Here is a 13,083-nt window from a genome sequence, read left to right as displayed (position 1 = left end):
CACTCGCCTATGCCGACCATAAAGCCCGCTTTGAAAGCGGCGCGGCGTTGCCGGCCGATGTCTCGAAATCGAAGAGCTTCTGCGTCACCAGTGCAGCCGCCCCTCTTGCCCAGGAATTGTCCTCCCAGTCCAGCAGCATTGGCGGTGCTTGTCGAAAGGTGTTTTGCCCGAGCATCACCCGCATCGGGCCAAACAGCGCGTCGCCAAACGATACCGCTTCACCGCCGACAACAATGACCTCCGGGTCGGTGATGTTGACAAGATTGGCGAGATGCCGGCCGATGCCACGTCCGGCTTCTTCGAGAATGGCGACGGCTCGCGGTTCGCGGTCTGCCAAGGCTTCCATAAGGGTCGCTTTGCAATCCGCTTCGTCGTGCCCGGTGGCTTCGCGCCATGTGCGCAGGATCGCCGGCTCGGCGTAATAGGCCATCAGGCAGCCGCGTTTTCCGCACTCGCAAAGGCGGCCGTTCTCCTCATAGGAGGTGTGACCGAATTTGCCGGCAGCACCGTTCGCACCGCGATAGAGTTTGCCTTCGAAGACGAGCGCACAGCCGATCCCGACGCCGATCGCCAGCACCGCCATATTGCGGTGCTGGCGTCCGAGGCCGAAGAGTTGCTGGGCAATGGCGTAGGCATTGGTGTCGTCCTCAAGCCACACGGGGACGTCCACCCGTTCGGCCAGCATCGGGCCAAGGGGAACGTTGTCCCAGTTATAGCGATTGCTGCGGATACACACGGCCTTCTGGTTGTCTATAACGCCAGGCATTGAAACGCCGATCCCGGCAAGCTTGGCGCCGGGCCGATCGACAATCGCAATCAGCTCCGGCACCGCCTTGGCCAACGCCTTTGTAATACGGTCGGGATCGCTGTCCGAGAGCTTGACGCGCATGGAACCCAGCGGATTGGTCGCAAGATCGGTGACCACGCATTCGACCGACCCGACCATCAGCTTGAAACCTATGGCGAGGCCGTTTGCGTAGTTGATATCCACCGGGATAGGGCGGCGCCCGGCCGAGCCCACGACTGTCTTGCCCTCGATCAGCAGGCCATCCTCGATGAGGTCCGCCACGACGAAGGTGACGGCCGCCGGACTGAGGCCGGTAACGGACGCTATGTCGGCCCGGCTGCGCGGACCCTCCTGCCGCAAGAGATTGAGGATCAGTCTCCGGTTCATCGCCCGGGTCGTGCTCGGGTCACCCTTGAGCTTCACGGATTTATTCCTTAATTTTGTAAATTAATTATTGCGTCTCGATCAAACATATGCGTAAGTTTGCCCAACTGTTCAACACCCGAACCGATCGAGCAGGCGCTTGCGCCGCATATCTGCCGTTGCACCGGTTATGTCCGCTATTACGAGGCCGTTCGTGACGTGATCCTGAGCACGCCCGGGCTGGTACAGGGCTGAGGCGCGATGATGAGGCGCCCCTGGATATTCCGCCTGCCGCGCTTTCTAATTCTCGGTCTGGCGGTCACTGTGATCGCAGCGCTGGCGGTCTTCCTCGGCCTGTTCGAAAAGAGCGCCGTCAGCGCGGTGGTCGATAGGCCGTTGTCAGCCGAGGAGATGCAAAAATTGGCTCCGCAGGGCCGGTATCTTGCCCAGGCGGCCGATTGCGCCGCCTGTCATACGGCGCCGGGCGGCGCGCCCTTCGCCGGCGGTCTCGCCTTTGCCATGCCCTTCGGCACGCTCTACGCCTCCAACATTTCGCCGAACAAAGAGACCGGCATCGGCGCCTGGACCCGGGCCGACTTCCATCGCGCCGTCCGCGACGGCGTCGGGGCGCATGGCCGGCATCTTTATCCGGCCATGCCCTATACGTCCTATCGGCGGCTCACGGAGGCAGATGTCGATGCGATCTACGCCTTCCTGATGACACGCGAGCCGATCCGGCAGGCGAATCGGGCGGGCAGCTTTCCGTTCCCCTATGTCCGCCGGTTCATGACCTTCTGGAACCTGATTAATCTTCCCTCCCGAACGGTTGCCGAGGACGCGGCCAAATCGCCGGACTGGCATCGCGGACGCTATCTGGTTGATGCACTCGGCCATTGCGGCGAATGCCACACGCCACGCGATTTCACCATGGCCACGATCCCGAGCCGATATCTCCAGGGCGCGCGGATCGACAATGTCGACGCACCGGACATCACCACGGCCAGCCTGGCGCGGTTCGGCTTCGACCGCGACGGTCTCGCCGCTTACATGCGCGCCGGGCTTGGGCCGGAGGGGGTGATGAGCTTCGGCATGTTCGACGTGGTGCACAATTCGACACGGCATCTGGACGAGGCGGACGCCAAGGCGATTGCGACCTATCTGATCGGCGAGGCGGCGTCCGCACCCGAACCCGGCAAGCCGTCTGCCGCGACCGAGGCTGCCGCCGGCCGACGCGTCTATGTCGAGGCCTGTTCCGGCTGTCATGGCCTGAACGGCGAAGGCACGCCGCATGTCGCGCCGGCAGTGACCACCAATGTGTCGCTGCGCCTGCCGAGCGCCCACAATTTGCTGGTAATCGTGCTGGACGGCCTTCCGGCTCGCATCTATCCGAACGGCGAAGCGCGGCAGGACATGCCGGGCTTCCGTGAACTGCTGACCGACCAGGAAGTCGTGGATCTCGGCAATTACTTGCGCGTCAAGTGGGGCGGGACCAGTCCCGACATTACGCCGCAAAGCGTCGCGGACGTGGCAAAACGAAACTGAGTAAGCCTGATCCTGGAAGTCGACCGGTATCGGCAGCTCACAGGCTGGTATCGCCATTGCCGTTGCTCACATTCGATGCCGGCAGCTACACTACCGTTTCGACCATCGAGATCGATGGCGGCATCTCGTTTCATCGTTGTGAGCGCCATGAATTTCGACATCCCCGTCCGCACCGAGGCCTTCCGCAGCCGGATCGCCGATTTCGTCGAGCGCGAAATCCTGCCGCTCGAGGCAGACAAGGCTTCCTATGACGGCCATGGCAACATCGCGCTGCCGCTGCTCGAAACGCTGCGGCCAAAGGCGAAGGCGGCTGGCCTGTGGTGCCTGCAGTTGAAACCCGAGACTGGCGGGGCGGGCCTTTCCAAGGTGGATATAGCTGTCTGCTATGAGGCGATGAACCGCTCGATCTTCGGTCCGGTCGTGTTCAATTCCGCGGCTCCCGACGACGGCAACATGATGGTGCTGGAACGGTTGGGGACGCCGGAGCAGAAACAGAGATGGCTGAAGCCGATCGTCGATGGCAAGGTGCGCTCGGCTTTCGCAATGACGGAACCGCATCCGGGCGGCGGGTCGGACCCGTCGATGATCATGACCAGAGCCGAGCGGCGCGGCGACAGATATGTCGTCAGCGGCCGCAAATGGTTTATCACCGGGGCGCAAGAGGCGAGCCATTTCATCCTTGTCGCACGCACCTCGGACGATCCGCGTCACGGCCTTTCGGCCTTGCTGTTCCACAAGGACCAGCCGGGCTGGCGGATCCTGCGGCGCATCGAGATCATGGGACCGGAAGAACATGGCGGCCATTGCGAGCTGGAATTCGACGGGCTTGAAATCCCGGTCGAGGACGTGCTTGCCGGCGAAGGCAGCGGCCTCAGGGTTACCCAGGTCCGGCTCGGTCCAGCGCGGCTCACCCATTGCATGCGCTGGCTCGGCCTTTCCAAGCGCTGCGTCGAAATCGCGCGCGCTTATGCCGCCGAGCGTAGCGGCTTCGGGCAGCTTTTGGCCGACCGCGAGAGTATCCAGCTGTTGCTCGGCGACCTTGCCATGCGCATCGAGATCGGTCGCTTGCTGGTGATGAAGGCGGCCTGGGAGCTCGATCGCGGTGGCTTTGCCCGCAAGGAGGTTTCCATGGCCAAGATCCAGGTCGCCAATGTGCTGCATGACGCCGCCGACGTGGCGATCCAGATCAACGGCGCCCGCGGCTATTCGAAAGACACTGTGCTCGAATGGATCTACCGCTATGCCCGCCAGGCTCGCCTGGTCGACGGCGCCGACGAGGTTCACAAGATGGTGCTCAATCGCTTCCTCAACGAGGAAGGTACAGGCTTCTGGCGCTGGCATGTCGAAGCCGGCACGCAAGATGACACAGGTCGCAGCGGGAACGGCTGAGCCGGCAATGAGGACGGATTTCGATCCAACGCGCCTGGAGGATTTTCTGAGAGCGCATTTTGGCGATGGCCAGATGTCGCTTGAGCGGATCGTCGGCGGCCAATCCAATCCGACCTATTTCGTCGACTATGGCGGCCGCCGCATGGTGCTGCGCAAGAAACCTCCGGGACCGATCCTGCGCGGCGCTCATGCCGTCGATCGCGAATACAGGGTGATCGAAGCGCTCGCGGAGACAGAGGTGCCGGTGCCGCGGCCGGTGCTCTTTCACGACGGCGACGAGCCGCTTGGCACGCCGTTCTATCTGATGCAGCGGCTCGACGGCCGGGTGTTCCACGATGGTGCGTTGCCGGGACTGGCGCCGGACGAGCGGCGCGGCATCTATTTCGGCATGGCCGAGGCGCTGGCAAAGCTGCACGCAGTCCGGCCGGAAGAAGTCGGGCTCGGCGATTATGGCCGTCCCGGGAACTATTTTGAGCGACAGATCGCGCGCTGGACCAGACAGTTGCGGGAATCGCCGAGCGAGCGCATCACCGCGCTCGAAGCCGTCGCCGAATGGCTGCCGCGACATCTTCCGCCAGATGACGGCCACGTCTCGATCGCGCATGGCGACTTCCGTTTCGGCAATCTCATCTTCCATCCCGAGCGGCCCGAAGTGATCGGCATACTCGACTGGGAGTTATCGACGCTTGGCAATCCGCTTGCCGATCTCGGCTTCTGCTCGATGCCCTGGCATTCCTCGCCTGACGAATATGGCGGCATCCTCGGCCTCGATCAGGCCGCGCTCGGGATTCCGACACAACGCGAATTCCTCGATCATTACTTCGCCCACGCCGTGCCGACGGCGCCGCTGCAACGGTTCCATCTGGTGTTTGCCATGTTCCGCTTTGCGGTGATCTTCGTCGGCATCGCCGACCGTGTGCTGGCCGGCAGCGCGGTTGCGGCCGATGCGGCGGATGTGGCACCGCTGGCCGGCCATTTCGCTGCACGCGCCATGGAAGTCATCGACGGCGCGCGGCCCTGGTGAGGAGAGGCTGGCAATCGGCTGAGCGAGCCGCACGCGATACGCGTTCAGTTCATTCGAACTTCCGGTTCCGCCAGCAGTGGAATCTCCAGGCCACGCCGCAAGCCGGTGGCGACGACCGACACCCTGAATTTTCCGGCGAGTGCCTTGTCGAAGATGGCGCCGACGATGATGTCGGCATCGTTGTCGACCTCCTCGCGGATGCGGGTAGCCGCTTCATCGACCTCGAACAGCGTCATGTCCATGCCGCCCGATATCGAGACAAGGACGCCCTTGGCGCCCATCATCGAAGCTTCGTCGAGCAGCGGGTTGGCGATTGCCGCTTCCGCCGCCTTCTTGGCACGGCCTTCTCCGGCGGCCTCGCCGGTTCCCATCATGGCGCGGCCCATGTCGCGCATCACCGACTTCACATCGGCGAAGTCGAGATTGATCAGCCCTTCCTTGACGATCAGATCGGTGATGCAGCCGACACCTGCATAGAGAACCCGGTCGGCCATGGCGAATGCGTCGGCGAACGTGGTTCTGGCGTCGGCGATCCTGAACAGGTTCTGGTTGGGGATGACGATGACGGTATCGGCGCTTTCGCGCAGGCGCTCGATGCCGTCATCGGCAGCGTGCATGCGGCGCCTGCCTTCGAAGACGAATGGCTTGGTGACGACGGCGACGGTCAGTATTCCAGCTGCCCGCGCTGCCTGCGCTATAACAGGCGCGGCACCTGTTCCGGTTCCACCTCCCATACCGGCGGTCACGAAGCACATATGCGTTCCAGCAAGGTGATCCATGATCTCGTCGATGGATTCCACGGCCGCGGCACGGCCGACCTCGGGCAGGGACCCGGCGCCCAGACCTTCGGTGATATGAGCGCCCAACTGGATCAGCCTCGTTGCCTTCGACATGGCAAGGGCCTGGGCATCGGTGTTGGCGACGATGAATTCCGCGCCCTGCAGGCCTTCGGCGATCATGTTGTTGACGGCGTTGCCGCCGCCGCCGCCGACCCCGACGACGGTGATCTTAGGCCTCATCTCCGAGATTACCGGCCTCGTCGCGGTGTTCATTGCCGTTCTCCCTGGATACGCCGAGTGGTCGCTGGAAGCTTGTCCCGGGCGCACTGCGAAAACTTTGAACCGGGCAGTGCGAATCAGAACAGCCCAGAATGCAGGGAATCAGAGCGCGGAGCGGGCTGCAAGTGCGCGATGTGCCTCTTAGGCGACTTGCGCCTGAAAGTTCACGCAATGCGCCTCAGATCGTGGCGCGGGCGCCGCACGCTACAACTTCGGCGCGAGGCGCTGCGCGACATGATCGGCAATCGCCAGGCAGGAGGTCAGGCCGGGGCTTTCGATGCCGAACAGGTTGAGCAGGCTGTCCACGCCATGCACCGCCACGTCCTGGATGACGAAGTCGGCATTGGCCTCACCGGGACCGGACAGTTTTGGCCGGATGCCGCTATAGGCGGGCTGCAGGCTGCCATCGGCCAGGTCCGGCCAGTATTTGCGGATCTCGCTGTAGAAGCGCTCGCCACGAGCTGGATCGACGCGATAGTCGAGTTGATCAGTCCATTCGACGTCCGGCCCGAAGCGGGTGACGCCGTCGAGATCGAGCGTCAGATGAACACCGAGTCCGCCTGGTTCGGGTACTGGATAGATCAGCCGCGAGAAGGGCGCCCGGCCGGCCACCGAAAAATAATTGCCTTTGGCGTAATGGAGCTTTGGCACGAACTGCTGATCTAGCCCTTCAAGCGAGCGGGCAAGCGCTGCGGCGCTAAGCCCGGCCGCATTGACGAAGCGTGTGGTAGCGATCTCGAAGCGCTCGCCGCTGGTAGCGTCCACCGTGTCGAGCACGACGCGGCCCGCTTCGATGCGGCCGGCGGCGACGCGGGTGTTGAGGCTGAGTGCCGCCCCGTGCTCCTCGGCATCAGCCAGCAAGGCAAGCATCAGGGCATGGCTGTCGACGATCCCGGTGGCCGGCGACAGCAGCGCCGCCGTGCACTTGAGGCTGGGCTCCAGCGCATGTGCCTCGGCTTCGCTCAAGGGCGCCAGGTCGCCGGCGCCGCAAGCGCGCGCATTGGCCCGGATCGAGGCGAGCACCGGCTCCTGTTCGGCATTTGTGGCGACGATGAGCTTGCCGCAGCGCAAATGCGGGATCGCACGCTCGTCGCAGTAGCGATAGAGCTTTTCCCGGCCCGCCACGCAGAACCGGGCTTTCAGCGATCCAAGTGGATAGTGGAGGCCGGCGTGGATGACCTCGGAATTGCGCGAACTTGTTCCGGTGCCGATGGCGCTCTCGGCTTCCAGCACCAGCGTGTCGATGCCGCGCTTCGCCATCTCTCGCGCGATCGCCAGGCCAACGACGCCGGCGCCGGCGACAATGCAGTCGATTTGGTCCACGATCAGGTCAAGCCGAAGTTCTGCATGCGTCCATCCATCCACTGGCCCTGTCGAAAGCGCTTGACACTATATCGTTCGAGAAAGATGCATCAAACCGCATAATGCACGGGGCCTGCCGATGCGGACCCGCACAGGAGCCATCATGGACGCACGACCGAACTCCCCCGAAGCCCGCGACATAAGCTTTCACATGCATGGCTACACCAACGCCCGCACGCATCAGGAGGCAGGGCCGCTCGTCATCGAGAAGGGCGACGGCATCTATGTCGAGGACCTTGCCGGCAACCGTTATATCGAGGCGATGGCCGGGCTTTGGAGCGTCGCGGTCGGTTTTTCGGAGAGGCGGCTGGTCGATGCGGCGGTACGGCAAATGTCGAAGCTGCCTTACTATCACGACTTCGGCTCCAAATCGCATTCGCCGCTGATCGATCTCGCCGAGAGACTGGTGCAGATGGCGCCGGTGCCGATGAGCAAGGCGTATTTCACCAATTCCGGCTCCGAGGCCAACGATACGGCCATGAAGATGATCTGGTACCGGTCGAATGCGCTCGGCCAGCCGGCGCGCAAGAAGATCGTCAGCCGCAAGAAGGGCTATCACGGCGTCACCATTGCCTCGGCGAGCCTGACCGGACTGCCCAACAACCACATCTCGTTCGATCTGCCGATCGCCAATGTGCTGCATACCTCGACACCGCACCATTGGCGCGAGGCGCTGCCGGGTGAAAACGAAGAGCAGTTTTCGAGCCGGCTCGCCGACGAGCTGGAAAAGCTGATCCTGGCCGAAGGACCGGAAACCATCGCCGCCTTCTTCGGCGAACCGATCATGGGTGCTGGCGGCGTCATTGTTCCGCCTTCCGGCTACTGGGAAAAGATCCAGGCGGTGCTGTCGAGATACGACATCCTGCTGGTCGCCGACGAGGTGATCTGCGGCTTCGGCAGGACAGGTGAGATGTTCGGCTCGCAGACCTTCGGCATCAGGCCCGACATCATGGTGCTGTCGAAACAGATCTCTTCGTCCTATCTGCCGATCTCGGCCTTGCTGATCAACGACAAGGTGTTCCAGCCGATTGCCGACGAAAGCAATCGTATCGGCACCTTCGGCCACGGCTTCACCGGCGGCGGCCATCCTGTTGCGGCAGCGGTCGCGCTCGAGAACCTGAAGCTGATCGAGGAGCGCGACCTTGTCGGCAATGCGCGTGCGGTCGGCGCGCATATGCAGAAGCGGCTGCGCACGCTCGCTTCGCACCCGCTTGTCGGCGAGGTGCGCGGCATCGGCCTGATCGCGGCGGTCGAACTGGTCGGCGACAAGGCGAACAAGGCGCCGTGGGGGAAGACCGGTGAACTGGGCGGGCTCGTCAACGGCTTCATGCAGCAGAACGGCGTCATCTCGCGCAATATGGGCGATGCGCTTGCTTTCTGCCCGCCGCTGATCATCACCGAGCCGCAGGTCGACCAGGTGATCGACGCGTTTGAAAGATCGCTCGAGGCTGCCGTCAAGCAGGTCCGATCGCCAAGCTGATCGCGCTATTTAGCGATGCCGACCGCATCCGGCACGACGACCAGCTTGCCAACGAAATCCTTGGCGATGAAATCGGCTTGGGCGCGATGGAAATCGGACAGCTTGTAGACGCCGCCGACCAGCGGCCGGATCTTCTTCTCCTCGATGTAGCGCACGATGCGGCGGAAATCCGCCCGTGTGCCCTGGCTCGAGCCATGCAGTTGCAGCTGTTTCAGATACATGGTGCGCAGATCTAGCTGCACGACGGGGCCGGCAATTGCACCAGCCGTGGTATAGCGGCCTTCCGGCCTCAAGATGCGCAGGAGGTCGTTGAAGATCGTGCCGCCGACCAGATCGGCGACGACGTCGATCGGCTGGCCCCCGGTCGCCGCGCGAACGGCGGCCGGCAGATCGGCAACGCCACGGGTGATCACCGCCTCGGCGCCGATATCACGCACCGCCTTTTCCTTGCCCTTGCCGGCAATGGCATAGGGAATGGCGCCGCGTGCCCGCGCCAGCTGCACGATGCCTGAGCCGACGCCGCCCGAGGCGCCGGTGACCAGCACCCGCTCGCCGGCTTTCAACGCGGCGCGTTCCAGCATCTGCTCGCCGGTGAGATAGGCGCAGCAGAAAGTGGCAAGCTCGACATCGGTCAGATCGGTATCGACGACATGGGCGTTTTCGGACGGTACTGCCTGGTATTCGGCATAGCCGCCGTCGCGGCCATGGCCCATATAGTCGATGTCGGCGAGTGAATCGTCGTCGCGATTGTAGATGGAGAAATCGACCATCACCCGCTCGCCGATGCGAGCCGGCGACACGCCGTCGCCGACGGCAACGATGTTGCCGACCGTGTCGGTGCCCTGGATGCGCGGGAAGGTCAGCGTATTGCCCTGTCGACGCCAGGTCGACACAGCGGCGGCATCCTCCTCAGTGCCATACGCGCCCTGTCGCACCCAGACATCGGTGTTGTTCATACCGCAAGCGGTGACCTTGACCAGCACCTCACCCGGGGCGGGCGAGGGTACTTTGACGTCGGTGCGGTAGACGAGCTTTTCCGGTCCGCCGTGCCCGATCAACTGCACGGCGGCCATGGTGGCGGGGATGGTCTTGGTCATGGCATTCATGTCGGTTCTTCAGATGTTGGCATGTCGGTTCTTCAGATGTTGGCAAACACGCTCTTCACCGCATCGGCCGTCTTGGAGACGACGATGTCTGCCTCTTCCCGCGTCAGGCAGAGCGGCGGCGCAAAACCGAGAATGTCGCCCTGCGGCATGGCGCGGCCGATGACGCCGCTTGCCGCAAGCGCGGTCGCGATCTGCGGACCGATCTTCTGCGAGGCATCGAAGAACACGCGATCGTTCTTGTCGGCGACGAACTCGATTGCCGCCAGCATGCCGTCGCCGCGCACCTCGCCGACGTTTTTGTGGCCACCGACGGCTTTCGTCAGCTCGGCGCGGAAATAGGCGCCGGTCTCGCCGGCGTTCCGTACCAGGTCCATCTCGTCGATCAGTTCCAGGTTGGCGACGCCGGCGGCGACGCAGATCGGATGCGCCGAATAGGTCCAGCCATGGCCGAGCGAGCCGAGCTTGTCGGAACCCTGCACCAGCACCTGCCAGACCTTGTCGGAGACGATGACTCCGGAGAGCGGCGCATAGGCCGAGGTCAGGCCTTTGGCGATGGTAATCAGGTCGGGCTTGATGCCGTAATGGTCGGAGCCGAACATGGTGCCCAGCCGGCCGAAGCCGGTGACGACCTCGTCGGCAACCAGCAGCACGTCGTACTTCTTCAGCACCGCCTGGATCTTCTCCCAGTAGCCGGCCGGCGGCGGCACGATGCCGCCGGTGCCGAGGATCGGCTCGCCGATGAAGGCGGCGACCGTTTCCGGCCCTTCGGCCAGGATCATCTCCTCGAGCTTGTCGGCGCAGTATTGCGAAAACTGCTCCTCGCTCAGCGAGCGGTCGGCGCGGCGGAAATAGTAGGGCGCCTCGGTGTGCAGGACCGGCGCACGCGGCAGGTCGAAGGCGTTGTGGAAAAGGTCGAGGCCGGTCAGCGATCCGGTCATGATGCCGGAGCCGTGATAACCGCGCCAGCGCGAGATGATCTTCTTCTTCTCGGGCCGGCCGAGCACGTTGTTGTAGTACCAGATCAGCTTGATGTTGGTTTCGTTGGCGTCGGAACCGGAGAGGCCGAAATAGACCCTCGACATGCCTTGCGGCGCGCGGTCGATGATCATCTTGGAAAGCGTGATCGATGCCTCGGTGCCGTGGCCGACATAGGCATGGTAATAGGCGAGGTTCTTGGCCTGTGCGGCGATGGCGTCGGCGATCTTCTGGCGGCCATAGCCGACATTGACGCAGTAGAGCCCGGCGAAGGCGTCGATGCTCTTCTTACCGGTATTGTCCCAGATGGTGACGCCTTCGCCACCGGCAATCACACGCGTCGGGCTCTCGCCACGCGCATGGGTGCCCATATGGGTCGAGGGATGGAAGAAGTGATCGCGATCCCAGGCGGCGAGTTCGTTTGACTGGTCGAGCATTTTTTTACTCCTGAGAAAAATGTGTCGGGCGCGGCTCACGCAACGTCGAGGCAGAGATATTTGAGATCGGTAAAGGCTTCGAGCCCGTGACGCGAGCCCTCGCGGCCGATGCCGGACTGCTTGACGCCGCCGAAGGGGATCGGCGCGCCGGTGATCTTGACGCGGTTGATGGCGACCATGCCATAGTCGAGCGCGCGACCCATGCGCAATTGCCTACCGCCATTCTCAGTCACGACATAGGCAACCAGGCCGTATTCGGTGGCGTTGGCGCGGGCGATGACCTCGTCCTCGCTGTCGAAAGGCGTCACTGCCGCAACCGGACCGAAGGTCTCCTCGCGCATGATCAAAGCGTCGTCTCCAACGTCGGCAAGCACGGTCGGCTGGTAAAACAGCGGCCCGGCCGGATGGCGCTTGCCGCCGGTCAGGCAGCGCGCGCCTTTGGCGAGCGCATCGGCCACCTGCTCCTCGACCTTCTTGGCGGCGCGTTCATGCATCAAGGGTCCGATTTCGGTGTCGTCAGCCAGGCCATTGCCGGCCCGCAATGCCTGGACGCGTTTGGCGAAAGCAGCGCAGAACCGATCGTATAGCGGACGCTGGACATAGATGCGGTTGGCGGCGAGGCAGTCCTGGCCGGAGGTGGCGAATTTGGCGTCGACCGCGATGGCCACAGCCTTGTCGAAATCGGCGTCGGCGAAGACGATCAGCGGCGCATGACCGCCGAGCTCCATCACCAGACGCTTCATCGTCGGCGCACTCTGCGCGGCGATCAACCTGCCGACCTCGGTCGAGCCGGTGAAGCTCATGGCGCGAACGCGCGGGTCTTCGCACATCCGCCCAACGATGGTCGAAGCCTTGCCGGTGAGGACGTTGAACACGCCAGCCGGCAGGCCGGCACGTTCGCCAAGCTCGGCCAGCGCCAGTGCGGACAGCGGCGTTTCCGAGGAAGGGTGCGCGGCGATGGTACAGCCGGCGGCAAGAGCGGCAGCCGCCTTGCGGGTCAGCATGGCCGCTGGAAAATTCCACGGCGTGACCACGCCGACGACGCCGAGCGGCTCGCGCCGCACCATCATCTCCGCGCCCGGCAGATGACTGGTGACGCTTTCGGCGTTGAGGCGTTTGGTCTCCTCGGCATACCATTCGACAAAAGAGGCGGCGTAGTCTATCTCGCCGAGCGATTCCTTCAGCGGCTTGCCTTGTTCTAGCGTCATCAGCAGCGCCAGGTCATTTTTGGCGGCGATGATCAGATCGAACCATTTGCGCAAGATTTTCGAACGTTCCTGCGGCAGCAATGCGCGCCAGGCGGGAAAGGCGCGCGATGCCGCATCGATCGCCGACGTCGTCTGCCGGGCATCGAGCGCGGCAACGAAAGCGACGGTGGATCCGGTGGCCGGATCGGTCACCTCGAAACTCTCCGCGGTCTCGCTTGCCGTCCAGTGGCCATCGACATAGGCGAGTTCACGCAGCAGCCGTCGGTCGGCGAGGCGATCAAGCGCTTCATGGCGCTGCGAGCGGGCAAAATGTGCGGACATCATCGGGCTCCCGGTTCGGGTGACGCCGCAA

The 13,083-nt window shown here is 63.6% G+C and carries 10 protein-coding genes; 4 read left to right on the top strand and 6 right to left on the bottom strand.

The genetic code is table 11. The features are described 5' to 3' along the window. Nucleotides 1–7: 7 nt before the first annotated feature. Nucleotides 8–1,210, bottom strand: coding sequence for an ROK family transcriptional regulator (locus tag NKI01_RS20290; protein WP_023720673.1), 1,203 nt, complete (start codon nt 1,208–1,210; stop codon nt 8–10). Between the two features lie 201 nt (nt 1,211–1,411). Here NKI01_RS20290 and NKI01_RS20285 point away from each other — a divergent pair, with 201 nt between their 5' ends. From NKI01_RS20285 to NKI01_RS20275, 3 genes are all read left to right on the top strand, one after another. Beyond that, nucleotides 1,412–2,692 (top strand): cytochrome c, encoded by a 1,281-nt coding sequence (locus tag NKI01_RS20285; RefSeq protein WP_352964382.1) that lies wholly within the window; start codon nt 1,412–1,414, stop codon nt 2,690–2,692. Between the two features lie 147 nt (nt 2,693–2,839). Continuing rightward, entirely contained in the window at nt 2,840–4,081 is a 1,242-nt protein-coding gene (locus NKI01_RS20280; protein WP_352494541.1) for an acyl-CoA dehydrogenase family protein, read from the top strand. Continuing rightward, the gene (locus NKI01_RS20275; protein ID WP_502899448.1) at nt 4,053–5,105 is read left to right on the top strand and encodes a phosphotransferase family protein; all 1,053 of its coding nucleotides are present in this window, start codon (nt 4,053–4,055) and stop codon (nt 5,103–5,105) included. The genes NKI01_RS20280 and NKI01_RS20275 overlap by 29 nt, the downstream gene beginning before the upstream one ends. Nucleotides 5,106–5,149: 44 nt before the next feature. Here the strand turns inward: NKI01_RS20275 and ftsZ are convergent, their stop codons facing one another. Both ftsZ and NKI01_RS20265 read right to left on the bottom strand, forming a co-directional pair. Continuing rightward, nucleotides 5,150–6,157, bottom strand: coding sequence for a cell division protein FtsZ (gene ftsZ / locus NKI01_RS20270; protein WP_023720665.1), 1,008 nt, complete (start codon nt 6,155–6,157; stop codon nt 5,150–5,152). A gap of 210 nt (nt 6,158–6,367) precedes the next feature. Beyond that, complete coding sequence (locus NKI01_RS20265; RefSeq protein WP_352964380.1) at nt 6,368–7,486, bottom strand: NAD(P)/FAD-dependent oxidoreductase; 1,119 nt, start codon at nt 7,484–7,486, stop codon at nt 6,368–6,370. A gap of 142 nt (nt 7,487–7,628) precedes the next feature. On the opposite strand from NKI01_RS20265, the gene NKI01_RS20260 reads away from it, so the two are divergent. Beyond that, entirely contained in the window at nt 7,629–9,005 is a 1,377-nt protein-coding gene (locus NKI01_RS20260) for an aspartate aminotransferase family protein (RefSeq protein ID WP_352964379.1), read from the top strand. A 5-nt stretch (nt 9,006–9,010) separates the two neighbouring features. Here NKI01_RS20260 and NKI01_RS20255 read toward each other — a convergent pair whose 3' ends face one another. The 3 genes from NKI01_RS20255 to NKI01_RS20245 are packed head-to-tail and all read right to left on the bottom strand — an operon-like array spanning nt 9,011 to nt 13,052. Beyond that, the gene (locus NKI01_RS20255) at nt 9,011–10,111 is read right to left on the bottom strand and encodes an alcohol dehydrogenase family protein (RefSeq protein WP_352964376.1); all 1,101 of its coding nucleotides are present in this window, start codon (nt 10,109–10,111) and stop codon (nt 9,011–9,013) included. A gap of 32 nt (nt 10,112–10,143) precedes the next feature. Beyond that, the gene (locus tag NKI01_RS20250; protein ID WP_352494465.1) at nt 10,144–11,523 is read right to left on the bottom strand and encodes an aspartate aminotransferase family protein; all 1,380 of its coding nucleotides are present in this window, start codon (nt 11,521–11,523) and stop codon (nt 10,144–10,146) included. A gap of 35 nt (nt 11,524–11,558) precedes the next feature. Further along, nucleotides 11,559–13,052 carry an NAD-dependent succinate-semialdehyde dehydrogenase gene (locus NKI01_RS20245; RefSeq protein ID WP_352484029.1) on the bottom strand — a complete coding sequence of 498 codons (1,494 nt, stop codon included), beginning with the start codon at nt 13,050–13,052 and terminating at the stop codon, nt 11,559–11,561. Between the last annotated feature and the right edge of the window lie 31 nt (nt 13,053–13,083).

The sequence above is a fragment of the Mesorhizobium sp. M0815 genome (assembly GCF_040319995.1).
Lineage (GTDB): Bacteria > Pseudomonadota > Alphaproteobacteria > Rhizobiales > Rhizobiaceae > Mesorhizobium.
Note: the sequence above shows the minus strand (reverse complement) of the source record. Positions and strands in the feature narration are given on the sequence as shown.

What these genes read in the sequence shown, in the direction of transcription:
- NKI01_RS20275 (WP_502899448.1), top strand. Translation starts at nt 4,053, where the DNA reads ATGACACAGGTCGCAGCGGGAACGGCTGAGCCGGCAATGAGGACGGAT.
- NKI01_RS20250 (WP_352494465.1), bottom strand. Translation starts at nt 11,523, where the DNA reads ATGCTCGACCAGTCAAACGAACTCGCCGCCTGGGATCGCGATCACTTC.
- NKI01_RS20285 (WP_352964382.1), top strand. Translation starts at nt 1,412, where the DNA reads ATGATGAGGCGCCCCTGGATATTCCGCCTGCCGCGCTTTCTAATTCTC.
- NKI01_RS20245 (WP_352484029.1), bottom strand. Translation starts at nt 13,052, where the DNA reads ATGTCCGCACATTTTGCCCGCTCGCAGCGCCATGAAGCGCTTGATCGC.
- NKI01_RS20260 (WP_352964379.1), top strand. Translation starts at nt 7,629, where the DNA reads ATGGACGCACGACCGAACTCCCCCGAAGCCCGCGACATAAGCTTTCAC.
- ftsZ (WP_023720665.1), bottom strand. Translation starts at nt 6,157, where the DNA reads ATGAACACCGCGACGAGGCCGGTAATCTCGGAGATGAGGCCTAAGATC.
- NKI01_RS20280 (WP_352494541.1), top strand. Translation starts at nt 2,840, where the DNA reads ATGAATTTCGACATCCCCGTCCGCACCGAGGCCTTCCGCAGCCGGATC.
- NKI01_RS20255 (WP_352964376.1), bottom strand. Translation starts at nt 10,111, where the DNA reads ATGAATGCCATGACCAAGACCATCCCCGCCACCATGGCCGCCGTGCAG.